At 29.1% G+C, this 26,594-nt stretch carries 20 protein-coding genes; 6 read left to right on the top strand and 14 right to left on the bottom strand.

The features are described from left to right. The first annotated feature begins 146 nt into the window (after nt 1-146). From GCL60_RS01600 to GCL60_RS01590, 3 genes are all read left to right on the top strand, one after another. On the top strand, nt 147-2,648 hold the full coding sequence (locus tag GCL60_RS01600) for an alpha-ketoacid dehydrogenase subunit alpha/beta (protein ID WP_153418110.1): 2,502 nt from the start codon (nt 147-149) through the stop codon (nt 2,646-2,648). Between the two features lie 407 nt (nt 2,649-3,055). After that, nucleotides 3,056-3,481 (top strand): hypothetical protein, encoded by a 426-nt coding sequence (locus tag GCL60_RS01595; protein ID WP_153418109.1) that lies wholly within the window; start codon nt 3,056-3,058, stop codon nt 3,479-3,481. Nucleotides 3,482-3,532: 51 nt separating this feature from the next. Next, nucleotides 3,533-3,991: a hypothetical protein gene (locus GCL60_RS01590; protein ID WP_153418108.1), complete on the top strand. Its 459-nt coding sequence runs from the start codon at nt 3,533-3,535 to the stop codon at nt 3,989-3,991. Between the two features lie 505 nt (nt 3,992-4,496). Here the strand turns inward: GCL60_RS01590 and GCL60_RS01585 are convergent. The 5 genes from GCL60_RS01585 to GCL60_RS01565 all read right to left on the bottom strand — a co-directional run bounded on the left by GCL60_RS01585 (nt 4,497) and on the right by GCL60_RS01565 (nt 11,178). Beyond that, nucleotides 4,497-5,627, bottom strand: coding sequence for a DUF2786 domain-containing protein (locus tag GCL60_RS01585; RefSeq protein ID WP_161998034.1), 1,131 nt, complete (start codon nt 5,625-5,627; stop codon nt 4,497-4,499). Between the two features lie 72 nt (nt 5,628-5,699). Beyond that, nucleotides 5,700-7,262 (bottom strand): hypothetical protein, encoded by a 1,563-nt coding sequence (locus GCL60_RS01580; protein ID WP_153418106.1) that lies wholly within the window; start codon nt 7,260-7,262, stop codon nt 5,700-5,702. Continuing rightward, nucleotides 7,259-7,609 carry a hypothetical protein gene (locus GCL60_RS01575; protein ID WP_153418105.1) on the bottom strand — a complete coding sequence of 117 codons (351 nt, stop codon included), beginning with the start codon at nt 7,607-7,609 and terminating at the stop codon, nt 7,259-7,261. Before GCL60_RS01575 ends, GCL60_RS01580 begins: the two co-directional genes overlap by 4 nt. Then, the gene (locus GCL60_RS01570) at nt 7,578-8,198 is read right to left on the bottom strand and encodes a chemotaxis protein CheW (protein WP_153418104.1); all 621 of its coding nucleotides are present in this window, start codon (nt 8,196-8,198) and stop codon (nt 7,578-7,580) included. Before GCL60_RS01570 ends, GCL60_RS01575 begins: the two co-directional genes overlap by 32 nt. Next, nucleotides 8,179-11,178: a chemotaxis protein CheA gene (locus GCL60_RS01565; protein ID WP_153418103.1), complete on the bottom strand. Its 3,000-nt coding sequence runs from the start codon at nt 11,176-11,178 to the stop codon at nt 8,179-8,181. The genes GCL60_RS01570 and GCL60_RS01565 overlap by 20 nt, the downstream gene beginning before the upstream one ends. 115 nt (nt 11,179-11,293) lie before the next feature. On the opposite strand from GCL60_RS01565, the gene GCL60_RS01560 reads away from it, so the two are divergent. Then, complete coding sequence (locus GCL60_RS01560) at nt 11,294-11,905, top strand: Maf family protein (protein ID WP_161998033.1); 612 nt, start codon at nt 11,294-11,296, stop codon at nt 11,903-11,905. 32 nt (nt 11,906-11,937) lie between these two features. Beyond that, on the top strand, nt 11,938-12,651 hold the full coding sequence (locus GCL60_RS01555; protein ID WP_153418101.1) for a YggS family pyridoxal phosphate-dependent enzyme: 714 nt from the start codon (nt 11,938-11,940) through the stop codon (nt 12,649-12,651). Between the two features lie 11 nt (nt 12,652-12,662). Here the strand turns inward: GCL60_RS01555 and GCL60_RS01550 are convergent, their stop codons facing one another. The 5 genes from GCL60_RS01550 to priA all read right to left on the bottom strand — a co-directional run bounded on the left by GCL60_RS01550 (nt 12,663) and on the right by priA (nt 21,943). Further along, nucleotides 12,663-13,709 (bottom strand): hypothetical protein, encoded by a 1,047-nt coding sequence (locus GCL60_RS01550; protein WP_153418100.1) that lies wholly within the window; start codon nt 13,707-13,709, stop codon nt 12,663-12,665. A gap of 250 nt (nt 13,710-13,959) precedes the next feature. Beyond that, on the bottom strand, nt 13,960-17,595 hold the full coding sequence (locus tag GCL60_RS01545; protein WP_153418099.1) for an ATP-binding cassette domain-containing protein: 3,636 nt from the start codon (nt 17,593-17,595) through the stop codon (nt 13,960-13,962). 1 nt (nt 17,596) lies between these two features. Next, a complete protein-coding gene (locus tag GCL60_RS01540; RefSeq protein WP_153418098.1) occupies nt 17,597-18,493 on the bottom strand; it encodes a hypothetical protein in 897 nt (298 codons plus the stop codon). Then, nucleotides 18,465-19,730, bottom strand: coding sequence for a response regulator (locus GCL60_RS01535; RefSeq protein WP_153418097.1), 1,266 nt, complete (start codon nt 19,728-19,730; stop codon nt 18,465-18,467). The genes GCL60_RS01540 and GCL60_RS01535 overlap by 29 nt, the downstream gene beginning before the upstream one ends. 71 nt (nt 19,731-19,801) lie before the next feature. After that, nucleotides 19,802-21,943 carry a replication restart helicase PriA gene (priA, locus tag GCL60_RS01530; protein ID WP_153418096.1) on the bottom strand — a complete coding sequence of 714 codons (2,142 nt, stop codon included), beginning with the start codon at nt 21,941-21,943 and terminating at the stop codon, nt 19,802-19,804. A 93-nt stretch (nt 21,944-22,036) separates the two neighbouring features. Between priA and GCL60_RS01525 the strand changes: the two genes are divergently transcribed. Continuing rightward, nucleotides 22,037-22,708, top strand: coding sequence for an HAD-IB family phosphatase (locus tag GCL60_RS01525; protein ID WP_153418095.1), 672 nt, complete (start codon nt 22,037-22,039; stop codon nt 22,706-22,708). 1 nt (nt 22,709) lies between these two features. Here the strand turns inward: GCL60_RS01525 and GCL60_RS01520 are convergent, their stop codons facing one another. From GCL60_RS01520 to GCL60_RS01505, 4 genes are all read right to left on the bottom strand, one after another. Next, entirely contained in the window at nt 22,710-23,558 is an 849-nt protein-coding gene (locus GCL60_RS01520; RefSeq protein WP_153418094.1) for a dienelactone hydrolase family protein, read from the bottom strand. Nucleotides 23,559-23,721: 163 nt separating this feature from the next. Then, nucleotides 23,722-25,173, bottom strand: coding sequence for a sensor histidine kinase (locus tag GCL60_RS01515; RefSeq protein ID WP_153418093.1), 1,452 nt, complete (start codon nt 25,171-25,173; stop codon nt 23,722-23,724). Beyond that, entirely contained in the window at nt 25,170-25,697 is a 528-nt protein-coding gene (dtd, locus tag GCL60_RS01510; RefSeq protein WP_153418092.1) for a D-aminoacyl-tRNA deacylase, read from the bottom strand. Before dtd ends, GCL60_RS01515 begins: the two co-directional genes overlap by 4 nt. 22 nt (nt 25,698-25,719) lie before the next feature. Further along, nucleotides 25,720-26,586: a CPBP family intramembrane glutamic endopeptidase gene (locus GCL60_RS01505; protein WP_153418091.1), complete on the bottom strand. Its 867-nt coding sequence runs from the start codon at nt 26,584-26,586 to the stop codon at nt 25,720-25,722. Nucleotides 26,587-26,594: the final 8 nt, after the last annotated feature.

The raw sequence follows: 26,594 nt of genomic DNA, 5'->3' as shown, positions 1-26,594 counted from the left end.
TATTCCTAAAAATGTTTAGATACTCCTTTTTAAAAAAAGAAGCTCATTGGTAGATTTTTTTAATTCTCTCATATATGTGTATGTAAAAGCAATCCCATATTTTTGGGATAATGCATTTATATCAAAGTTTATAGGAGTGAGTTTCTATGGAAACAACCCGAATTATGAAATCTCCAAATGGAAAGTATTCTTTTACTTTTGAAGAAATTATTGCAGATTACCGTTTAGCAATCCGAAGTCGATTTGCAAGTTTACTAGGCAGAAAAGAAGTTCTGACAGGAAAAGCAAGCTTTGGTATATTTGGTGACGGTGTTGAACTTTCACAAATAGCCGCAGCAAGGGCTTTTCAAAATGGAGATTTTAGAACGGGTTATTATAGAGATCAAACTTTTGAAATGTATCTTGGGAATGTTAATGTAACACAATTTTTTTCACAATTGTATGCTGATCCTGACATAAACAATGATCCGCATTCTGGCGGAAGACAAATGAACTCACACTTTGGAGTTCGCCTTTTAGACGAAAATGGAATGTTTAAAAATCAATTAAACATGAAAAATTCTATCTCAGATATTTCTCCTACTGCAGGCCAAATGAGTCGTATGCTAGGACTCGCTTATGCTTCAAAACTTTATCGTAACGAAAAATCTTTAGAGAAAATATCATCAAATTTTTCAAAAAACGGTAATGAAATTGTTTTTGGGTCTATTGGAGATGCATCTACATCTGAAGGTGTTTTTTTTGAAACAATGAATGCTGCAGGTGTTTTACAAGTTCCTTTACTGATGTCTGTTTGGGATAACGGATATGGAATTTCTGTTCCTAGAAGCCTACAAACAGTAAATAATTCAATTTCAAAAGCTTTATCTGGTTTTCAATCTGATAAAGAAGGAACAGGAATAGATATATATCAAGTTGAAGGATGGGATTATTTAAAACTTTGCGAAGTTTATTTAGACTCCTCAAAAAAAGTAAGACAAAAACACAAACCCGCATTAATTCATGTTATTGATATTACACAGCCCCAAGGACATTCTACGAGTGGAAGCCACGAACGTTATAAATCAAAAGAAAGACTCGACTGGGAAAAAGAATATTGCTGTATAAAGAAATTTCGTGATTGGATTGTGAAATCAAAAATTGCTTCACTAAATAAATTAAATGATATTGATGAAGAAGAACGAATTCATGTAGAAAAATCGAGGGCTCAAGCCTGGGAATTATTAATGAATCCGATTAAAAAAGAATTTAATGATGCTTTGTCTATTTTAAATAAAGTCCTAAAAAACACAAAACAAATTGACAAAATTCAAAATTGCATTTTTAATATTGAAAACTCTGTAACTTCGAATCGTAGAGTATTACATTCCAATTTATTTAAAGCCATTGTTTCCTTATCGAATGAAGAGTCTCAAGAAAAAACATTATTATTAAATTTTTATACCGATTTCTCAAAAAAATATTCACAACTTTATGAAAATAAACTCTATAGTGAATCAAAAGAATCGCCTCTTCATATTCCTAAAATAGATCCTGTTTATTCCCATAATTCAGAATCCGTTGACGGAAGAATTGTTTTGCAAAAGTGTTTTGATCAATTATTTTTAAATAATCCAAAATTTTTTGTAATTGGAGAAGATGTCGGAAAATTAGGAGATGTAAACTTAGTATTTGAGGGGCTGAATGCAAAATATGGAGATCTTAGAGTTACCGACACCGGAATTCGCGAAGCAACTATTTTAGGCCAAGGGATTGGTACCGCCATTCGAGGCTTACGCCCCCTAGTCGATATTCAATACTTGGATTATTTTCTCTATTGCTTACAAACAGCCTCAGATGATCTCGCCACATTGCATTATCGAACCGCTGGTGGACAAAAATCTCCGGTTATCATCAGAACAAAAGGTCATCGCCTTGAGGGCATTTGGCACACAGGATCTCCTTTATCTATGATTTTAGGTTCAGTTAGAGGCATGTATATTTGTGTTCCTAGAAATATGACTCAAGCTGCGGGAATGTATAATACTTTATTTCAATCTGACAACCCTGCGTTAGTAATAGAAGTTTTAAATGCCTATCGTCTTAAAGAAAAAATCCCAGATAATTTAAGTCAATTTACAGTTTGTTTAGGGCAACCTGAAATTTTGAAAACAGGGAATGATATTACAGTAGTGACCTATGGTGCTTGCTGTAAAGTTGCATGTGATGCCGCTTTGGAGCTTGAAAGAATAGGAATTTCCGTTGAAGTAATAGATATTCAAACCCTCATTCCATTTGACTTAACATCCACCATTTTAGAATCTATTAAAAAGACAAATGCCGTTTTATTTTTTGATGAAGATTTACCAGGCGGAACAAGTGCCTACATGATGCAACAAACCCTAGAAAAAAACAAAGCATTTCATTATCTTGACTGCATGCCAAGAACATTATCCGCAAAAGAAAATCGCTGCGCCTATGGGAGAGATGGGGATTATTATTGTAAACCTCAAATAGAGCATATGGTTGAAACTTGTTATCGCATTATGCAAGAAAGAGAACCTAAAAAATATATAGAATTATTTCCCTTGAATAAAAAAGTACAGGGCGCCATGTCTTTAAAAAATGAAGGAAACGAGCCATACAAGGAACAGCAAGAGTTATTCTAATTAGCTTGCAATAATTCTATATCATTAATATTACTTAAAAAAAACATACAAAACCTCATAAATATCTTTTATTTAATTATTGACATTTAAATAATGATAATAATAAATTGTAAAATTTAATAAAATAACAATCATTTATTAAATTATTTATTATTTGTAATCAAAAAATTAAAAATAAATTTTTTATTTAATAATAAAATAATTTTATATGTTACATAATTAATTCATAAAAATAAGTTAAATTTACAAATCATTTTTGACAAATTATAATAAAATTATACTTTTATATTATTATTACACATGAATTAAAATTATATTAAATAGATATTGACTATTTAAAAAATATTACTTAACAAGAATAACTGATTTTTTTGGTTATGGTTTTTTACTTAAAGGAAATATTTATTATGAAAATATTAAATAAACTATTAGCAATTTCTTGTATTTCAGCTTTATCAAGTGTGTCCACTTTTGCAAATGAAATAAACAATACAGAAGAAAATAATAATAATGTTGCTGTTAATTTTGTTTTTGGAACTGCTTTTTTAGCTAATGTTTGCTTAAATAACGATTGTCATTCAACTCAAGGAGCATTCACTCAAAGAGTTTTAAGCGCAAAAAAAGGCGATTTTATTTGTGTTAGTGTAATTGGTGGAATTAATACAGGCGGTGTAGTTAGATCTAATTATAAATTTGTTAAAACAAATGACGAACCTTCAGTTATTAGTTTTTGGGGCACATTTTTGAGTCCTAAATTTAATTTTTCATCTGAAACATTATCATATGCAATGAATAATGTTACATGGGGCAAAGGACCTTGCGATTTTAATTAAAAATCACATATTAAAGAAAAATAATTAAGTAGTTTCAAAAAGGAATTTAAAATGTTATTAAATAAAAGTATAGTAGTTTCATTATTATCATTAATAAGCATTTCAGCATTTGCTACAAACAAAGATCAAAATGATTCAAATTTTTCAATTCATTTTTTGTATTTAAATGCATCTAATAAAGTTAGTGGTTTTACAGTTTGTTCAAAAAATGGCTGCACACCTTCTACTCTTGGTGATGGTGACAAATTTTTAGATAAATTAAATAAAGGTGACAGCGTTTGTGTTTCTTACAATGTTGGTACTATTTATCGTACAAGCAGATTAGACTATTTCTTTAAAATTAATACTAATGATAATAATCGAATTGACTTTATTTCCTCAAATATTAGTTTAAATTTAACTTTATCTAATTATCCTGTTTATAAAGTTACTGAAGGTGAATCTTATTTAGCTCACACTCAATATACAAATGGCTTACTTCCATGTGCAAACTGGGATTTTACAAAGTAAAATCCCAAAATTCAGTAAAAATAGTTTTATATAAAGTATATTTTGTTAAATATTACGAAATATACTTTTTTAATATTTAAAAACCGTATATTTTAAAAAATAAAAATAGAAATTAATTTATTTATTTATTGCTCTATTATATAAGGATTTTTTCATATGAGATTTTTAAGTAAATTTATAGCTATATAATTTTTTAATGAATCTATTTTAATTTGCAGATTTATATAGACTCCTTTTTTGAAGTAATAAATGATGAAGAATTTTCTGAAATTTTGTGTTGATATAGTAGAAGTTCCTACAACTCATCTATGTTCAATTGTACGTTTAGATTATTATTTTAAAGTTATAAAAAAAATAATGATTTAAATATGAAAGTTTGAGGATTATCCTTTTATCCCTTTTTTAATTACTCTAGAGAATCTTTTGAATTTTTAACCAATGAAAATACTTATAGTAAATTACTTTGTAATAACTGTGATTTTAGAAATTTATCAAACAATAAATATTAAATTAATAATTTTAATAAATTATTTTTATTTGTACTTTCATTCATTGGTTTATTTAAAATTATTTTTTTTCCTTCATTTTTACCTTCATCAAAATATGAAGTATAAACTTTATTTGAAGTAGCTCCTTTTTTAGTTAATTTTGGAAATAAATTTTTGGTAAATGAATTTAATTTTAAATCTTCATTTTGCAAAATAAGCATAATTTTATTTTTACTCATTTCATTCGAATTTAAATTTTTAACTTTGTCACTTTGTATTTTATTTAATTTATTTTGAAATCCATCTAAAATACCTTTTTGGTAGGATAATTTATATCTATTGGGGACAGAATTTATTTTTTGATAATTTTCCCACAAAGAATTTATACGTTCTTTTAAAAAATAAAAGACAAATTCTGCCATTAAAACATTTTGTTTTGTTCCAATTATTTCTATGATTTTATGAGACTCATCAGATAAAGGATCATATAAATCAGAGTATATCACATTTACAAAATAATGAGATTGAATTAAAGAGGAAATATAAATATAAGTACTAGGCACAACTTTCTTTTTAAAATTTATAATTAAAGTACAATATTCTGAATTTATATTATCTTGAATTCGTTTTATATTATATTTAGAATATATTTCTTGCACTTTTTCCATGGCTAACAAAGACTCATTTTCATTAGCTGATTGCGCTAAACTCAATAATTTTTCTACTTTTCTTAAAATATTTTGATCTTCTACTTCAAAGTTTGAATTTTTCCAATGTGAAATTTTGTCTTCCATATTTAATGTTGATTTTCGATAATCTTTTGGAAGCGCTATAAGATCACAAGCTTTATGGAAATAGATTCCATGATTTTCATTAACTAAAAATATTTCACTAACGATTTGATGAGCCATTTCGTGTTTTAAAATATTTAAAACAATATCCCATGAATAATCAGAAATTAGTTTTGAAGAAAGAGTTATAATTTTATTTTGCGAATTCCAAGTTCCCCATGTTGCTGATAAATCTTCAATGATAATCATAGGCTTTTTTAGTTTTAATTTATATTGATAACAAATATGATCGTATTCTTTATAAAGCTGAAAAATAACCCTAGAAAACATTTCCTTTAAAATATTGTCAAATTTCATAAATCCTCGAATCACCAATAAAATATTTACAATTTTAATTAACATTCTTTTTTCATAAAAAAAAGATCTTATTTAGTCTTTAATAGGAGATAATGTTGTTTTTGTTGAAAATGCAGAACTATCTTTATTTTTCTCAGAAAACTGGCCTTCAGGTGCTTTTTGCGTATAAATTGGGACTACAATTTCCTTTGTTGCGCCCCCTGCTAAGGAAAGATCAAATCTCGTTTTTGGTAATACTAAATTTTGATCTCCTACAAAATAACTTAGCCAAAAATCTCCTTCTGGAAGATAAATTTCATCTGGTTTAAAAAACATAAGATCAATAGATTTTCCAAATACATTTGCACTTTTTGCTTCAAATCTAACAAAATCAGTTTTTATGTTTCCAGATGTATAACGAATTTCCCATTTAATTTTAACTCGACCCAATTTATCTGTTTTAACGGATTCTTCTGATGCATTTAAATTTTTAAATATACCTTTAATTCCTTCAATCCCATATTCATACTTTTGATCAAAAACAAGAAAAGGCATATCTGTCATGACTGTCATGAGTACAAAAGGCATTCTATTTATATGAATTGTTATCCTAGAAGGAGGATGACATTTATCATATTTTTCTAAGCAAGGAGGCGATATTACTAGTGCCCCCCTTGTTTTTACTTCACTTACTTGATTTTCTGTAACATCTACATATTTTTCAATTTCAGTACCTTCTAAAGTAACTCTATATTTTCCTGGAAAAACAGGATAATCCGTGTTTAAACGAAATAAAACTTTTTCATTGATATAGGCAAAGATGGGTTGTCCACCTGCTTTTAATCTTTCTTCAATAGGAAAGTTTTTCGGAGAAACAATTCGAATTACGCCAAGCTTTATCTCATAATTTGAAAAATCTTTAATACTTATTATTTTTTTACTTCCGTTAACTTCAATTTGATATCTTCCGCTTTGAAGCCAAATTGTCCCATTAACAGGAGATGAAATAACGAATTTTTTTTCATTAGGAGATAAATCTAATGGCAATGAAAAATATTTACTAGAATCTGTATTTATAGGTGAAGAAAGTGTTAATGGCCATAGAGATATTTTTTTGTCTGAAAATAAGGATGGATGAAGATTAAGTTCAATATTTCTTCCAGATATAGAAATTACATTTTTCCCTGGCAAAATATCAAACTCAGATTTATTTGTGAACCAATGTTCTTGACCGTCAAGTGGATCATAGCAAAAACTATTATATGTATTTCCTACTAAATTTTCAAAATGAGTATTATTATTTATTTCGTTTATAGGATTAGAATTTGAATCATTCTTATTTTTGTTTTGAAATTGCAAACTAACTTTACTTAAAACAACTTTTTGTTCTTTTACACCATCATTAAAAAATTCATATGAACTACATTCATTTGCTAATAAATACGTTCCAACTGGTAGCAATATTTTTGTATTTGTAGATAATCTCATTAAAGGGTAATATATTTTTTTATTATTATTATTTTTTGTAACTTTATATACAGTAACTCCTTTATTTGGAATTCCTAAAAATATAAAATACTGCTTTCCTTCTTTTGAAGAATTTTTGCTACAAGATAAAGTAAATAAAATAGTTAATATGAATATTAATAATTTCAATTACCACACCTCAGCATTGATGAGTATGAAAAATATTTATGGCCTTTAAATTGCAACAGTTTTCCTAAAATAGAAATTTGATTTCCCTTTTGAATACATTGAATACTACTTGTAATATTTTCTGTTGTTACTTGAATATAACCTGTTTTATCTTCTAATATAAACCATAATCCACCTGGTCCAACATCATAAATTTTTCCCGAAAGCACAACAGGAAAATCATAATAATTATTTGGTGTAAGAATAAGAAGTTTAATTTCAACAATCCTAGTTTTTTTTTCACAAGAAAAAAAGAGTGTTAATAACAAAATTATTTTAATGATCTGAAGAAGATTCTTCTCCACCATTTTCAGATTCCTCTTTTAGATCGAAAGTCATTTCAGCAACAATTTTTTCAAGATCAATAATACCACGAATTCTATCCCCAACTCTAGATACCCCAGCTAATATTCGATATTCAGCTGGAAAAAAGTTTTGGGGTATAGATTCCACTTCTGTCGGCTGTAACCTTACAAACTCGGTAATATCATCTACGATAACTCCAAAACCACCATAATCACATTGTAAAATAATCACACGTGTTGTTGAGTCCGCCTTACCTCTTTCAAACTTTAAAAAACGTCTCAGGTTTAGAACAGGCATAATTTCACCACGAAGTGCAATAATACCTTCCATTAAAAATTTAGCACCAGGCACAAAAGTAATTGTAGTTAACATGATAATTTCGCGAACAAGTGACATTGGTAATAAAAATTCTTCTTTGTGTAATTTAAAACCAATATATTGAATACCTGGAGTTTGAATCACTCCTTCATCGGTTACATCATTAATGTAACCATTCGCATTTGAAGTATCATCTTGATAAGGTAACTGAACCTGTGTAGCAGCTCCGTCACCAGATAAAAAATATATTTTTTTAATTTGGTAATGCAGCACGATTTGGATACCCCGATTTTGATTGTGAAAAATCGTCTATTATCTCGCCAACATCAAGCACAAGTGCAACACGACCATTTCCTAAGACACAGCCACCAGCGACTCCTCTTCTTTTACCCATCAACCGACCTAAAGACTTAATTACAATTTCTTGCTGTCCTTGTAATTGATCAACCACAACACCTACTCTTTTTTCTCCAACACCAACAACAACAAAAATAATTCTTGGTTTTGTATGTCTCACTCGAAATGAAAAATTATGACCACCAGAAGTTGGTTTTCCTTCTCCATTATGAGGTGTATTAGTTGCTGGCTGAACTTGTTGTGACTCTGGAGTAGGCCGAGAAGGATTTGCTGCTTTTTCGACACCATCATTTTCATCGTGATGTTTTATTCTTTGAATATCATTTACAGAATACCATAATAATTCACTCATGGCATGAAGATCAAAAACATCTGCTAATTTTAATAAAGGCAAAACTCGATCCCTTAACTTAACAAAGTCAGCACTACCCATTTTCTGAACATCTTCTGGACGTATCCGAATACTTTCAATTACATTTACAAGTGGTATTGCATAGCTCTCGCCTTTTGTTTCAACCATAAGACTAGGAATAATTGCCAATGTCAAAGGAAGTTTAATTGTTGTCGTTGTTCCTTTACCTAATTCACTATCAAGTTCAATAATTCCTTTTAATTTAACAATACTTTTCTTAACAACATCCATACCAACACCACGGCCAGAAATATTTGTTACCTTTTCTGCTGTGGAAAAACCAGATTCAAAAATTAAAGAAAATATTTCTTTATTCGTCATATGGTCACTTTCTTTGACCAAGCCACGCTCTATCGCTTTTGCTCTAATTTTGTCAATTTGCAAGCCTTTACCGTCATCTTGAATGGTAATGACAATCATATTTCCATCTTGGCTTGCTTTTAAATGTATATTTCCTTTTCTATTTTTTCCTAATTTTTCTCTATCATCTGGGAGTTCAACACCGTGGTCAACACTATTACGAATTAAATGTACTAAAGGATCTCCAATTTCTTCCACTAAAGTTTTATCAAGTTCTGTTTCACCACCAATAATATGCAAGTCAATTTCTTTGCCAATTTGCCTACATAAATCGCGAACAACTCTTGTAAACTTATAAAATGCATTCCCAACAGGAACCATTCGAATTTTCATAATAATACTTTGGACTTCATTCATATGTCGTCCAAATAATAAAACACTTTCACTCATGGAATGGCCCAATTCACTATTACCATTTCCTCTTAATTCTTCTTCTATTCTTGCAAATCTTGTTCTATCTATTACAAGTTCACCAACTAAGTTAACAAGGCTATCCAATCTTTTTAAGTCAACACGAATTGTGCCCCCCGCCTCGTCTGCTTTTTTCTCATCTGGTTTTTTCTTATCTGCAGGTTTAGCAGCGGCGGGCGCTGCGGCTGGTGGAGGAGCCGCAGCTGGTGGTGCGGCGGCGGGCGCTGCGGCTGCGGGAGCAGAAGCAGGTGGTGGTGCGGCTGCGGGAGCAGCGGCTGCTCCTCCTGCTTTTTTAGCACCACCAGCCATGGAACCAATCCGAAGTTTTGTTAAAGCATCATTGATAGGCTGTTCTGATGATTGATTTTTTTTGATGGCTTCAAACATGCTACGAATGCGATCAAGTCCAAAAAAAAGTCCATCCATTAATGCAGGAGTAACAGTGAGTGTTCCCTTACGAATGCGATCAAATAAATTTTCCATTTTATGGGTTAATTTTTCAATCGCACGAAAGCCGAACATCCCCGATGTTCCTTTAATCGTGTGCGCATTTCTAAAGATACTTTCAACGGCATCTTTACTTTCAGGATTTCCTTCTAGATCAAGCATAGATTGACTTAAATTTTCGATTAAATCATCTGCATTAGAAAGAAAGTCTTGTAACATTTCAGGATCAAGATCTGGTTTTTCAAATCCATCACCACCCGCTAAATTTTTAGTATCAAAATCTTCTTCTGGTTCTTCTTCAGCACCGCCTCCAGCATGTGGATCAGCAGCTTCAGCAGGAGCGGCTGGGGCTGCGGCAGCGGGAGCTTCAGCGGCGGCGGCGGCAGGAGTCCCCCCCCCACCTGCGACAGAAAAAACAAGAGCATCCCATGGAGGACCAATTTTTTTCAAACAATTAGGATCTTTTTTATCCAATTCAACAACATCCGCCTCTACAACCCCCTTTAAGGTTGAAGCTTCAAGCTCAGCTGCAAAAATAATTAAAGACCCAGTTGGAGATGCTCTATAAAGAACAAAGTCACCAACTCTTGAAATATTATCAACCTGTGGACCAGCTTTTAATTCTTCTAATGTTTTATATTTGTCGTCATTAAAAAATACGGCAAAAAGTTTTTCAACTCGAGTTGTGAATTTATTAAAAGATGCATTTTCTTCTTCACTCACAACATTTGAATTTGAAACCGTTCCGGCTCCTTCTGCAGCTGGCTCCGAGGTTGCTGCTGCAGGTGGTGGCGCTGCTTCGGAAGGAGTTCCCCCATTTTTTACAAAATCCGATTTAGCATGAAATTCATGAACAATTCTTTCAGCTTCCATCAAGACATCAGGATCGATGGGCTGAGGATAGGCTTTATAAACTTGTTCAAACACATTTTGTGCGTCGGAAACAAGTTCAATTACTTCTTTAACTAGTTTTACTTTTTCTGAACGGACGAATTCAATATAATCTTCAACGGCATGTGCCATGGCAACCATCTCAGTGAGATTTGCCATTTGGGATAGTCCTTTTAGAGTATGAAGAGTTCTGAATAACTCTTGACTTTCTTCTAAAGGAACCTCTTCATTTGCGATGAGATGTTCTTGAAACCCCTGACAAAGAGCCGCTAATCTCTCATATAATTCAGTTGCTTCATTTTTCAACTCTTCCGCTAATCCTGAGTCTGTCTGTTCAGGTGTAAGAATAGAAGCAAATCGTTTGCCTTGAAACACTCTATCCCCCGTAAAAGCATCTTATTGGTATAAAATGAGTTATGCCATATATTGTTATTTTAAACGCAATAACTGCGTATGTACTTTTTTAGAGTTAAGGATTTGGCGGTATTTTATGATTAGCAAAGAAAATAAAAAAATTATCCTCGCAAGTAGCTCACCTAGAAGAAAAGAAATGTTTCAAGCAAGTGGGATTCCATTTGAAATAAATGTTGCAAATATTGATGAAAAACCAAAAGAAAATGAAGGAGGCCATGATTATGTACAGCGTAATGCAAAAGAAAAAGGCCTTGCTGTTTGTAAGAAATATAATCAAAATGAGTTTATTTTAAGTGCAGATACAATTGTTGTTACTAAAGATGATAAAATACTTGAAAAACCTTTAAATGAAAATCAAGCCCGTGAAATGCTCCAAAATTTATCTGGTAATACCCATTTAGTGTTGAGTAGTTATTGTATTTTTCAAAATAACAAAGAACTTATTTCAAGAATTGTCGAAACATTTGTTACTTTTCGAGTTCTCTCTGAAAATGAAATTAACTCTTACATTAAAACAAAAGAACCATTTGATAAGTCAGGTGCATATGGGATTCAAGGCAGAGCAATGGGATTCATTCATAGTATAAGTGGAAGCTATACAAATGTAATGGGATTGCCATTAAGTGAAGTTTTAATGGATCTTAAACATTTTGCTGGTGTGGAATCTTTTTCCTCATTTGACCATTAAAATAATGCAAAATATTTAATAAGGCCTTTAAAATGTCTGAACTTATAAAAAAAAATATTGAAGATATAAAAAATAAAATTAATATATTATGTAATAAGCACAACCGTAATACATCTGATATTGAACTTATTGCCGTAAGTAAATTTCATGAAGCGAATAAAATTCAAGAAGCTTATTTGAATGGATTAGCACATTTTGGGGAAAATTATATACAAGAATGGCAAAAGAAAAGCGATTTATTAAAACCAAACTTACCCGATCTAAAATGGCATATCATTGGACACCTTCAAAATAATAAAGCCAAATTTATTAATGATAATGTTCACTGCTTACAGTCACTTGATAGCTTATCTTTAGCAAAAGAAATTGAAAATAAATCACAACTCAATTCTAAATTAAATATTTTAGTTCAATTACAAATAGACATAAATGATAAAAATAAATCTGGAATACAAATTGAAAAAACAAATGAACTTTTAGACTTTATTTCACAAAGTAAAAAACTTTTACTGAAAGGATTTATGGGAATTGGTCCAGCTGAAATAGAACATAATAAAAGAAAAGATTTATATTATACATTTGTTGAAAATTCAAAAAAATTATGGAATGTTTTTTATAATAATCCTCAAAACCAGAAACCAATTATTTCTTTAGGAATGAGCTCTGATTATGAATTAGCTATTGAGTGTGGAAGCACTATGTTAAGAATGGGAACAGCAATTTTCGGAGATAGAAATAAATCTTAAATTTCTTAAAATTAAGCATTTAGATAATAAACATTTAATTCATATTTGATTGTTTTATAAGCTAAAAACCCTTGAGTTAAATCTTTAATTGCTTTATAAAAGGAATTTATATTTTTAAATGAAAATAAACCAAAATTTGGATCAAATATTAAAAATTGATTTTTAGGCTCATTCGTTATAATAAAACAGATTTGATGAGCATCTTTTTTAAAAGTTATACCTGTATTAAAGCAAATTGCCATATCTTTTTTATTTGAGCTAGTTAATATTTGGTGGTGTTGATCAATTAATTTAAATACATCTTGAACGTTTTCAACATTATCAAGTGAAGAATTATATTTCCAACTTATAGCATTTTTCATAATAAATAATAATTCAAATAATAGAGAATAATCTGCTGAATTATTGCCTGTATGGGCTTTCAAAGAATCTTTAATAAAATTCATTTTTGAATCATATTGAGATTGTAATATATTAATTTCTTTTAAATCTTTTTCGGTTGAATTTAAAGCGGTTTCATATTCTTTGGACTTGATTTTTGAAAGATAATTGTACTGCTCAAAATTAAAATTTACCGATTTATCATTTTTAAATTTTTCAAATAAGCTTTTAAAATTCAATTCTTGAGTTTTAATTCTTACCGCTTTTGTTAACTTTTCATTATTTGCATTAGTGCGTTCATCTATAGTATTTTTCAAATGGATAACTTTAAGATCTTTTTCAGGCATATAACTTTTAGGACAGGATATAGGAGTCTTAAAATTATCAAAAATCAAATGCTGCAATCCCATCCAAAAATAGACATTAGGCATAATAACATCTGAATTTGTTAATTCTTTTTTTATATTTAAGATTAAAATATCTGTATTTATTTTCCCAAAATTTTGAAAATATTTCATAAAATACAAAACAAAAGCGGCACACCCCCCCTCACTAATTACTTTTGTATTTTCTAGAGAACCTTGATTTTTAAATTTCTTTTCATATTTTGATAAACTAACAGAAAGTCCCTGAGTAAAATAAAATTTACTATTCGTAACATAATTTAAAATAAACATGACAAAATCCTTCTTGCCTTGTGAGTTAAAGAAACATAAAAATCAGTTCTTTTCAAAAAGCAATATATATGCCAAAATTTATTTTCTTTATTATTAGATATTTATAAAACTTATAATAAAAAATTATTCTTATAAAAGAGTATTTGTCACTTTATAGCATTTAAAGTGATATATTTTTTAAGTTATTGGAGCGTAATTCTTAAGCAAATTTAATTTTCAGCAATAATTCTATACTAATTTTAGTTTCTGTTTATTTTGTCAATTCTGAAATATCCCCATGGGAATTTATATTTGTGTAATTCAATTTTTCAATTGTAGCTCTTCGTAATATTCCTTTATCAAAACGAGCTACATCGTCACAAATAGAAAGAAGTTTTGATTTCAAATGAATTGAAAAAATAACGGTTACATCTTTAAATTCTGTGGATAAAAGATCTATAATCCTTAATTCCATTTCTTCAGGTAAAATTAAATTGTCCACAAGTAAAATTTTATTTGAAAATAAGATGGCTCTAGCGAATGAGAAAAATAAAATCTCACCAGACCATAACATTTGTTTAGGAAGATCATCCACTTTTGTATTTAAACCATTTCTAAGAACGGCAACAGATTGAGCAATACCAACTCTATTTAATACCGACCATATTTCAGAATCATCAAATTGTTCAGTAGGATCTAAATTTTCTCGAATCGTAAGAAAAGGGAATAAAGAGTTCATAGATATATAAGTATATTTATCTCTTAGTTCAATTGGATTTAATTTTAAAATATCTTCATCATCAATTATAATTGTGCCTGTATCAAAAGGAACAAATAAAAGCAAACTTGCAAAAAAAGTAGATGTTTTATTTTGACCTTTATCTGTAATAAAGCCAAATCTTGCTCCGTGAGGAATAAAAAGATCTAAATTATGTATTGGATTGGGGTATTCAATAGAAGAAGTAACGGTTAAAGACATGACTCTTAATGAACCTTTTTGAGGCCAATAATTAGAAGTAGAGCATGAATGATTTTCAATATCATCATAATGAATAGAAGCACGCATCAAATCTTCAAAATAAGGAATACATTTAATAAATTTTTTAAAATCCTCTTCAATATTGACAAAAGCTTGGAAAAAGAAAATCACAGATAAAAAGGACATGATTACTGTTCCAATAAACATTTTTTCAATATTTATAACATAATACGCGACAGATAAAGCTACTATAAATACAAGTGATAAAGATATAAATTTAAAAAATTGTATAATAAAAGTATCTTTTTCTCGTGTTTTCTCATCTACTTCATTTATTTTATCATTGTGTTTTTTATACAAATACTCTCTAAATAAAAATGAGTTAGAAATTTTTAATGATTTTGTATAGTGAAATGTTAATTTAGCTAACTTATTTTTTTCAGATTGCATTTCAAAATAAGCCCTTAAATAAGAACCCTTTTTAACTAATGCAAAAACAAATGTGAAAATAACAAATGCAACTAACAATAACAAAGCGGAAGCATTTGCAATTGAAATTAAAACAAATCCTGCCACAAGATAGGAAAACCTTACAATTAATGAAGTTAGAGATGCAAATAAATCATCTTTTGCCTTAGAAAAATTATCTAAATATTTTGCTGTAAAAGAATGATCATCTTTATATTTTTTAATTAAAACATTATATACTTTATTTTCTATTGTCGAACCAAAAAGTAGATTAATCATGGCATTTTTTATATGAAAAAGATAAAAAAGACCTAATGAAATTAAAGTACTTGTCACAAACATTATTATTTGAATATTTTTTGAAAATTTTTCTGCAATAGTATGAGAAAATAAAGAGTAAAACCCTATGCACATAAATATTTGAGATAGAAGAATTATACCCAAACTTAAATAAGAATTTTTATTTTTAAAATAGGATTGAAAAAAGAATTTTGTTGAACTAAAAATTTGTCGAATATATTTTATTTCATTTGATTTATCATAAAAACTGAAATCATAATATTTATTTTTTTCATGACTAGAAATTAAATTTGATTTAATTTTTGTCTTAGACTGATTTTGGGTTAAGCCAAATTGCCTTGAATCTGCTGCAGCATAATGAAGTCTTGCATAAACACCTGCTTTTTCTATAAGAACTTTATGACTTCCTTGTTCCACAATCATTCCATCTCTCATGACAACAATGTGATCACATAGGGATGCTATTTCTAATTTTTCAGTAACAATTACACGATTTAGACCGTGTAATAATTTTAAAAACCCTTCATTAAAAATGTGGGAAATTTCTGGTTGAGATAAATTTTGAAATGGTTCATCTAAAAAATAAAATTCAGATTTCGCATATAAAATACGAGCGATTGCAATTTTTCTTAAAAAGCTTTCACTAAATGTATTTTCTTTTGTATCTAAGTATGTTTCATCACCATCCTCTAAAGAATTTAATTCTTCTTCGAGAAAACTGGCTCTGACAGATTCAATATATCTTCTTCCTTCAAATTCTTTATTTAAAATAATATTTTCTCTTAAAGTCCCATCAAATAAAGAGATATCTTGAGGTAAAATCTCAAAATGATTTGGTAACTTTTTTTCTCCACTTATTAGTTTTAATTCACCTGCACATGCTGCTAAAAAAGAGGATTTTCCAGAATTAGGTTGCCCTACAATGGCGGTTATATTTCCCTGCTTTTGTTCAAATGAAATATTATAAAGGTTTATCACCTTTCCGTTCATAAAGGATGCTTTATGAAACCAAATTTTTTCTTGCTTAACAACTTTTTTATTTATATTCACAAAATCTTCAAAATCATTAAACTCTTCATTAACTTCTTGAGTTATCTCTACATCATTATTTTTAACTAATGTTACATTAGAATTTAATAACTTATAATTATTTTTTAACTCTATAATTCGAGAAGAAAATGATAAAATATTTGAGTAAAAGTGAGCTGCTAATATAAAAAACACTAAAAGCGTTGCAATGGATGTTAATGGTGCATTTGGATGTACATAAATATAAATTGCAATACTAGGAATTGCTAATATAAAACAAGAATAATAAAAAATAACACGTGAAGCAGAAATTCGATTTATTATATTTAGCGTTATATTTTTACTATTTTGCTGCAATAAATTTATTTTTCTTAAAAAGAAAGATTCCATTGCTAACAAATGAACTCTATTACCGTATAAAAAAATCTTTTTTAATAAAAGACTTCTTGATTCAAGAAAAAACAACACTTTTTTCATGGTTCTTGAAACAAAAATTTGATTTTGAATTTGTAAAAAGAACATAATCATAAGAATTGAAATTGGTATAAAAAAAAGCTTGTCCATTAAAACATAAATAAAAATAAAAGAAACTACCAATGCAGGAATACTAAATAATAAAGACAAAACATTAGGAAGATCAATAAATTTATATGAAAAAAAGTTCCCATCTTCATCACTAAATTTATTCAGCATTATATTATTTTGGTCTTTTGATGAATAACAACATATATGTGACATAATATTTAGGGACTGATATTCAATCTCTCTTTTCCAATTTATGAATAGCTGTTTCTTTAAATAAGAAACAAAAAGAAAAAGAGAAACAAACGCAAAAAAATACATTGATGACAAAAAAAGTTTTTTACTTACTTCAGCAAAACTTGGTACTAAAAAAAATTCAAGATAATATTTAATAATAAATGGAGACATTAAGGCTAATGATAGCAAAACAATTTGTAAAAAAGATGCTATAAATATATTCTTTTTAAAAACTAAAAAAAATATCCATGAAAGCGATTTTTGTTTATTAACTGTCTTTTGAAGTATTTTTTCTGATGAATTCGATTTCTCTGAAAAAATATTCTTAAAGGAAAAAAAAGAAGCAGAAATTTTTTTTTGGTACCCAGGCATATTAGTATTTCAACCTTTTCGTCATGAGCAAAAAAATAGTAATGATGAAGTATATCACGACAGTTATAACATTTGCAGGACCAGACATCCACAAATTTCCATTTTCTACTAATGTCCTTGCAGCAACTACATAATAAATATTTAGATATAAGCCAGATGAAATTATGGGAAGGAGAAGAGATCTTTTTGCTTCAATTTTAAGCTTTTTATTTTTTGCTTCTTTCGGATCACAGGCTGGTAAAATAGAAAGCCAAACATAAAATCCAGACAGACTTAGAAATAAAACAAGCCAAAATATAATATACAATATGTTTCTTTCACCACCACCAAAGTAACCAAACCACAAAAAAGGAACAAAAGCAATAAATTGAATCAAACCTGCAAAAAGCCAAGAATTTTTTATTTTTGCTTTATTCATGAGCTCTATAAAAAAAGCCCTGAATGATAACTCTGTACCTAATGAAACAACGACACAAAAAAGAATAATAGGAAAATAACCAGATAAAAATATATTTAAAGCTGAGTATATTGTATCACCAGAAAGAAAAATAGGGCTATCTGGAGAAATTAAATTTATTTGAGACATGTTAAGACTCAACTTAATTCCTATTGCAGCAGCTAATAAGGGAACTAAAATTCCCCAGATTATTTTTTTACTGAGCAAGGGGATTAATAATAGCATATCAAAAGATAGTCTAAATATTTTTATTAAAAATATAGAAATTAAAAAAGGGAGCCAAGAAATCATTAATAAAGAAATTAAAATATATAATGTTTTTCCCTTTGATACTTCAGAATAAATTGTAAATTGAATGAACCATGATATAGCAATTGTAAAAAGACAAAAAAGGAATAGAACAACTAAGTTTTTATTTTTTTCTTGATTTAAGATTCTCATTGTAATCGGCAATAAATTTTTCAACACCTTTTTCTCGTAACTCCTTCAATATATTTTTTTCTTCAAGTAACTTCGCATCTTGAGCCATTGCCGCCTGAAAACAGCTGACAGCACTAGAAATGTTACCGGAACGATAGTATGCCATACCAAGATTAAAATAAACATGGGCTTTAAATTTATCGAAGAATTGAAGTGCATTTTCATAAAATAAAATCGCTTCTTCCACTTTTCCTTTTTTAACTAAAGCAACGCCTTTATTATTAAAAAAACTTGCCAAAGATTTACTTTCAAAATTTCCTTCTATTTTTTCAAAAAAGGATTTAGCCTGATCAAAATTTCCACTAACAGAATTCGTTTTCATCATGCCAACTAAAGCTCCTGTATTTGAAGGATCTTTATTTAATACTTCATTAAATTTATTTTCTGCTCCATTAATGTCATCTAAACCTAATAAAGCATCACCAAGCATAATTTTATGCCCTAAATTATTTGGACTTTTCGATTCTAATTTTTCATAAATCATAGAAGCTTCTTCAAACTTACCAACTAAACAAAGAGCTTTTCCAAGAGTGCTCAATGTCTTTAAATTTTCATTTTGTCTATTTTCACGATTTTTATCGAGATGATTTTTTAAAAATTCGATAGCTTCATCGTATTTTTTCTTTAAAATACGAACCTCACCGCCTAAATAAGTATATTTTGAATTATTTGTAATTTCTTTCTCTACGTCTGAATTTGAAAAAAGAGTGTCAATGGATTTTATATCTGACTCATGGATTAAATGTTTTAAATCTTTTAGTTTTGCAGAAATTGCTTGTGTATTTATAAATTCGGAACGAACTTCTTCCATTTTTAATAAAAACTCAGACGCATTTACAACCTTGGGCATAGTATAATAAATATCAATTTCACTCATTAAAAAAGAATCTTGCGGGGAAAATGCAGCAGAGCAAACAACCAACTCAATATGATCATAATTCACTTCATTTTTTATCTTTTGTGAAAAGACATGACCAGGCATTTCTTTCATATTCCAATCAAATAATATGATTTGGATCGTATTTGCTTCTTTACTAAGAATCTGCAATGCTTCTATAGGAGACGCCGCATTTTTTACTTCATAGTTTCCCGTTTTTGTTAAAACACCCATAAAAAAAGTACGAAGGTCTGCTTTTTCTTCAATGATTAAAACACAAACTCTTTCTGAATTTTTATTATTTTCAGAAGCTTGAGGCATTTCATACCCTTCATTTATCTTATATAAAGGAAATTATACTCCTCTCAGTATCGGAAAATTTTTTTCATATTCTAAAGAAAAGAGTAAGGATCAACATCAATACGTAAACAAGATATCAATTCTTTGTCATGAGATATTTCCTTTGGAAAAAGGATAAAAGGATGATAATCTCGCGAACTACTAATACAAAGTTGCATTCGAAATTCATCTCTTATTTTTTCAATTGTTGCAGAATAAGGTCCTGCAAGTCTTACTTTTAAAGGATTAAATTGATTTAATTTCCAATGTGAAACTAAATATTCTTTAAGTTTATTAGATAAATTTAAGGCTTTTTCTTTATTTCGATGTCTTATTTCAAATAATATTTGTCTAGAGAATGGAGGATGAAAGCCAATTTTTCTTAATGAAATTTCTCTATTCATAAAATCATCTACTTTATTATTTAAAGACATTTCTATAACAGGATGACCAATTATTAGAGACTGTAAAACCACCGTCCCCTTTTTTTCTCCCCTTCCCGCTCGACCCATGGCTTGAGTTAACAATTGAAAAGTTCTTTCAGATGCTCTAAAATCTGGCAAAAATAAAGAATCTTCAACATGAAGAATAACGACCAATGTTACTTTAGGAAAATCATGTCCTTTCGCTAGCATTTGAGTTCCCACTAAACAATCTGTATTCCCAATACGAAAATTTTCTATAATTTCATTTAATTTTGTGTTACTTGTTAGCACATCCCTATCTAGTCTATCTATTTTTAAATTTGGTATTAAAGATTGAATTTGTTCTTCTATATTTTGAGTCCCAATCCCTTTTAATAAAAATTGATTTGACTGGCATGATGGACAATTTTTTCTTTTATTCTCTCGGTATCCACAATAGTGACATATTTCTATGGATCCATTTTGATGTAATGTTGTCGTAACAGAACATCTTGGACATTTTAAAGGGGATGTACATTCAGCACAAATTGCGAAATTAATATATCCTCTTCTATTAATAATAACGATACTCTGTTCACCTTTATCTTTTTTTTCTTTTAAAAGAGAACAAACTTCAGATGAAATACTATCATTTTGAAAAGATATTTGAGTTGATTTTAAAGGATAATTACCTTCTTTTAACCTTGAAGGTAAATTCATATTTTTTTTGCTATCAATTATAATACTATCAACGGTATTATTTGAATATTTATTTTCAAGTTTAAAATATTCATACTTTCCTTGTAAAGCATTATACATTGACTCCACAGAAGGTGTAGCTGAGCCTAATATACATAAGGCTTTTTCTTTTTTTGCACGCAAAACAGCAATGTCTCTTGCTTGATAGGGTGGCAGATCTTGTGATTTATAACTTCCATCATGTTCTTCATCTAAGATAATTAGTCCTATATTTTCTAATAAAGTAAAAATAGAGGTTCTTACACCAAGCACAATTTTTACAAATCCTAAATGAATTTTAAACCATTCTTTTTCATATTCATTAGATGTTAATCCTGAATGTAAAATTGCTAAATTATTTTGAAATACAGCACGAAATCGCGAGCTCATTTGAGGAGTTAATGCAATTTCAGGAACAAGAATGAGGACTGTTTTGTTATCTTTTATTATTTTTTGCGCAATTTTTAAATAAATTTCTGTTTTACCTGACCCTGTAACGCCATGTAATAAACAAACAGAATTTGGTTTTAATAAAATTTGATTATAAATATTTTCTTGTTCTTTTGATAAATCAATTTGTTCCCTTACAGGTAAAATTGCCTCGCCTTTAATTCCTTTTTTATTATTTTCTTGATTAATATAATAATGATTTTTATCATCAATATGAAAAAATTTAGACAATCTTTTAAAAAGGAGAGTATGTTTTTCTACATTCCAAACAAATTTAGGAGCAATATTTTGCAATACACGTTCAAATGGAAATAAATAATACTCAGCAACCCATTTCATAATTGAGATTAAGACTTCTGGAACCTGATTTGTAAAAGGAACATAACTTATGATTTCTTGGCAAGGAAAATCAGGTTTTTCAGTATATTCTATAAATAAAGCGACAAATGTTTTTAGTGATTTACCTTGGCGCATTGGAACAAGGCAAAATTTACCTAATTTCATATCTAAAAATTTTTCAGGAATTTGATACGTTAAAAACAGTCCCGTTGCTGCTATCACTACAAAATTACCGTATTTTTTCTGATTAATATCAAATTCCATTTTCTTACCCTAATTTTGACTTTTCCTATGATTAAGAACTAAATATAAATTCAAACCTATAGGACATGTAGGTATCTAAAAACGGGAGACTTTATGCAAACCCCACGTTATGCTTTTTTTGATTTCGACGGCACCCTCATTTGCCAAGATTCATTCCTCACACTTCTAAAAAAGATCCTCAAGAGCGAACCCTTAAGAATTCCATTTCTCCTTATGATTTCTCCTTTTTTAATTCTTACAGGGCTTCTTAAACTAGATAAAACATTAGCAAAATCGTTAATTTTATGGAGTCTAACGGTTGGAAAAGAAAAAAGGGAATGCGCTCGATTTTTAAGAAATATACTGGCAACAGAAAGCAACGCCCTTTGGTTTCAAGAAGCTATTGAAACATTTGAAAAACTAAAACAAGAAGGAGTTGAAATAGTTGTAGTTACAGCATCTGGGCAAACATGGGTCAGAGGGATGCTCCATGGCAAATACTCACATTTTAAATTGATTATTGGAAGTAAACTTACTTTTTATGCAGGTGGGGTGATTTTAAAATCAAAAAATTGTTACGAAAGTGAAAAAATAAAACGGATTCACGATGCTCTTGGTGAGAATATTATTTGGCATAGTGCTTGGAGTGATCATATTGCCGATCTTCCTATGTTACTTAAATCTCAGGAGCGTTATATTATATGTCCTAAAGAAAAACATAAAAAAATCTTTGAGAAAAGATTAGAAAAGAATTTTAAAATATTAAATTGGACGGTATTAAAATAATTTAATGATTTTTGATCCAATTTAACATTTCACGAATGCCTTCATCAGCAGCCATTTTATTATAACTTGGTCTATAATCTGCGAAAAAGCCATGCTCCGCTTCAGGATAAACAATAATTTTAGAACCACTTTTTCCTTTATCAAGAGCATTTTGCATTTGATCAACATGTTCTTGCGTGATACGAGCATCTTTGCCACCATAAAGCCCTAACACGGGAACTTTTAATGTTGCTGCTATATTGACAGGAAATTCCATTTTATCGCCAGGATTTCCAACAAGAGGACCATACCATGCAATTGCAGATTTAATATTCGGGTTATGTGCTGCATATAGCCAAGTTGTTTTTCCACCCCAACAAAATCCAGTTACATTTAATTTTGATATATCAGTTTTTTTATTTAATTTGGCAAATTTAACGGTAGCATCAAGATCCATGTTTACTTGTTTATTTGTAACCTTTGAAACAACTTTAGAAATAATATCTGGAATTTCTTTTATTTTTGTTACATCGCCTTGCCTAAAAAATAAGTTAGGAGCAATGGCATAAAAACCAAGTTTTGCAAACCTACGGCATAAATCTTTAATATGTTCATGCACTCCAAAAATTTCATGGCAAATTAATAAAACAGGAAAAGGACCATTGCCTTTTGGCATTGCAAAATAACCAGGAATTTTTGATTTTCCAACAGGAATTTGGATATCACTGACTTCAATGCCTTCAGAATCAGTACTTATAACAGAAAAAGCAACAGGAGTAACAGCTAGCGCATATCCTGTGGCCACAACTGTTTTTAAAACGAATTCGCGTCTGTTTATATTAGCTAAAGAATTTTTATCGTCTTGATCCATATTTGTCACCTTTGCTTTTTAAGTAACAGCATAAAATTAAATTTATCAAACATTATCAAAAACGGATAGTTGAGTCAATGTATTATAAATTCAACAAAATACCTTAACAAAAGTAAATTTAATTTCTTAAAAATATTATTTGAAAAATAAAAACGGATATCTTTTAAAAGGAAGTAAGCAAATCAATTTTCTTTTTACTTGGATTGATAGGTAACATAATTGTAAAAACACTTCCTACACCAACTTCACTTCGTAAAGAAATTGTACCGCCATGAGCCTGTACAACATGTTTTACAATAGCAAGTCCTAAACCAGAACCACCACCCAATCTATTATGTGATTTATCAACACGATAAAAACGTTCAAAGGCACGGATACGAGAATGATTTGGAATTCCAATTCCAGTATCTTCTAAAAAGATAATATGATGAGTTTCATTTTTACGAACACTTATTTTTACAATACCACCTGGTCTATTATATTTAACAGCATTATCTACTAAGTTTACTAATACGGAATCGAATCTTTGAGAATCAACAAATATTTCATCAATATCAGGATCGACATCGGCTAAAATTTCAACTTCAGCTTGTTTCGCCTTAGGTAAAATATTTTCGACAACACGCCTAATGCCATCATGAATTTGATAGGGTTTAATAGATAAAGTAAGCGATCCCGATTCTAAACCTGTTACGATAAGCATTTCATCAATTAATTTTGTTAAATTTTCTGAATTTCGAACGATGACAGATAAAAAATTTTGTGCTGTTTCGTTATTAATAAAATCAGGCATATCTTGAATAATTTCGGCATAGCCCCTTATTGCTGAAATGGGTGTTTTTAATTCATGACTCACATTGGCAAAAAACTCTCTTCGAATTTCTTCCCCTTTGTGAATATCGGTTAAGTCAAATAAAAATATCATCAATACAGGATTTTGTTGTTCCGAATATAATGCTACAATTTTTGCACGAACACGACGAATCTCAGGACCATCTAAGTGAAGTGATTCAATAATTTGTGCTTGGATGATTTGATTACCTTTTATTTCAGAAATCATTTTTTGGATCATGGCAGAAAGTTCTACACTTCTTAAAACTTCAAGTACATCTCGTTCTGCAACATCAGTATACCATCCAATCCATCTTCTAACGGTATTGTTGATTTTTAGAATTTTTCCTTCATGATTTACAATTACAACCCCTTCCCCGATAGCTCCAAATATTTCATCTAACCGTGAAGTTTGTTCTCTTGCTTCTAAAATACTGCCACGCATTCTTTTTGCCATATCTTGAACAGCTCTAGCAATTCGAGAAAATTCATCATTTCCTACAATGGGCAAGCTATCTATGCCTGCATCAAAACCACCATGACGGGTTAATTGCATTAAAGAATGTGTAGGTTTATCTACTAAAATATATAAAATAAAGTAACAATACAGAAAAAATATGGGGAGAACAAAAAATAGAGGTAAAAAATGGTAAAGCACACAAGAAAAGATAGTTCCTAATATGATTCCAAGAAATATTCTTTGCTTAACAGTGCTAGGATAAAAAACAGATAATAATGGCCTTAAATTTGCCTTTACATTTGTAAAGTGAGAATCAAAACTCACATAAACCCCTTTATCCCTGAATCAATTATTAATGTAACAGGACCGTCATTACATAAAGATACTTTCATTTCAGCGCCAAAAATACCAGAATAAACATTTAAAGAGTCCATTTTCTGTTTTAAAATCTCTAAAAATTTATCATACATTGGTTTTGCAAGTAAGGGTTTTGCGGATAATGTAAAACTAGGTCTATTTCCTTTTCGGCAATCCCCAAATAAAGTAAATTGACTAATTAAATAAATTCCTCCTTGAATATCTTTTACAGATAAATTCATTTTTCCTTCTTTATCTTCAAAAATTCTTAATAAACAAATTTTATCTGCAAGTTTTTCTAATGAGGGGATAAACTGATTTATTATTTTTGAAACATTTTCTTCATGAATTTCCATTGATATATCTTTAAATCCGATACCAAATAAAAGAACAAGCCCATATTCCATTTTACCTTGGGATTGTTGATTAATTTGGACTTCTGCATGTTTTGCTCTTTGAATGACGGTTCTGCAAATTAAATTATCAATCATGAAAAAGAATCTCCAAAAACATTTATATTTTATAATACGGATAAGTAAAAAAGATAAAGTGTGTTATATTTAAACCAAAATGAACTAAAATAGCAGATTCTAGTTTCCAAGATTTTTGATATGCGTAGCCATATCCAATTCCTGCAATAAATGCAAAAATAGCCATTAATACACCACTATATAAATGCCCTAATCCAAATATAACTGAAGTTATTAATATCGATAAAAGAGGTGCGGCTTCTTTCATTTTAAAATTTATAGAAAAAATATCAAATAATTTTTTTTGTAAAAAACCTCTAAAAAACACTTCTTCTGCTACAGATGTTAGTAATAAGTTATTTAAAATAAATAAATACATGCCATCAGGAATTTTATAATTTAATTTTACGAATCCTGTAAATATAGCCGGTGTAAATAATAAAATGATTAATATTAACAATACAGGAATAAATTCCTTAAAAATTGTTTTCCATTCGGAAAAAGTTTTAGCTCTTTTTATAATATATGCTGTTAAAATAATTCCGCATACCGCTTTTTCAATATTGATTCCCATCCAAAAAGGAGCAGAAATTGAGCTAAATTTTATACCTTCAAAAATAGGTACAGGATTTGAAAAAGGAATACCGCCTTTCATTGCTATCGCTGCAAAAAAAGCGATAAGTAATGTTAATAAAAAACGTATTATTTTATTTTGAAGGCTAATATAAAAATGACATGATAAAGCAAATAAAACGATAAGTAATAAAGAAGGATAAGAAATAAATCCCATAAAAAACGTTAAAAAGGAAAAGCCTATTGCTATTGCGATAGAAATTTCTTTTTTAGAAAAAATCCAAATAGAGAGTGAAGAAAAACAAATGACACCTTGTAACAATTCAGAAGTTAACATGAAATGAT

It is taken from the genome of Silvanigrella paludirubra, from assembly GCF_009208775.1.
GTDB classification, from domain to species: Bacteria; Bdellovibrionota_B; Oligoflexia; order Silvanigrellales; family Silvanigrellaceae; genus Silvanigrella; species Silvanigrella paludirubra.
The sequence above is the reverse complement of the archived record's forward strand: the minus strand, read 5'-3'. Positions and strand labels throughout refer to the sequence as shown.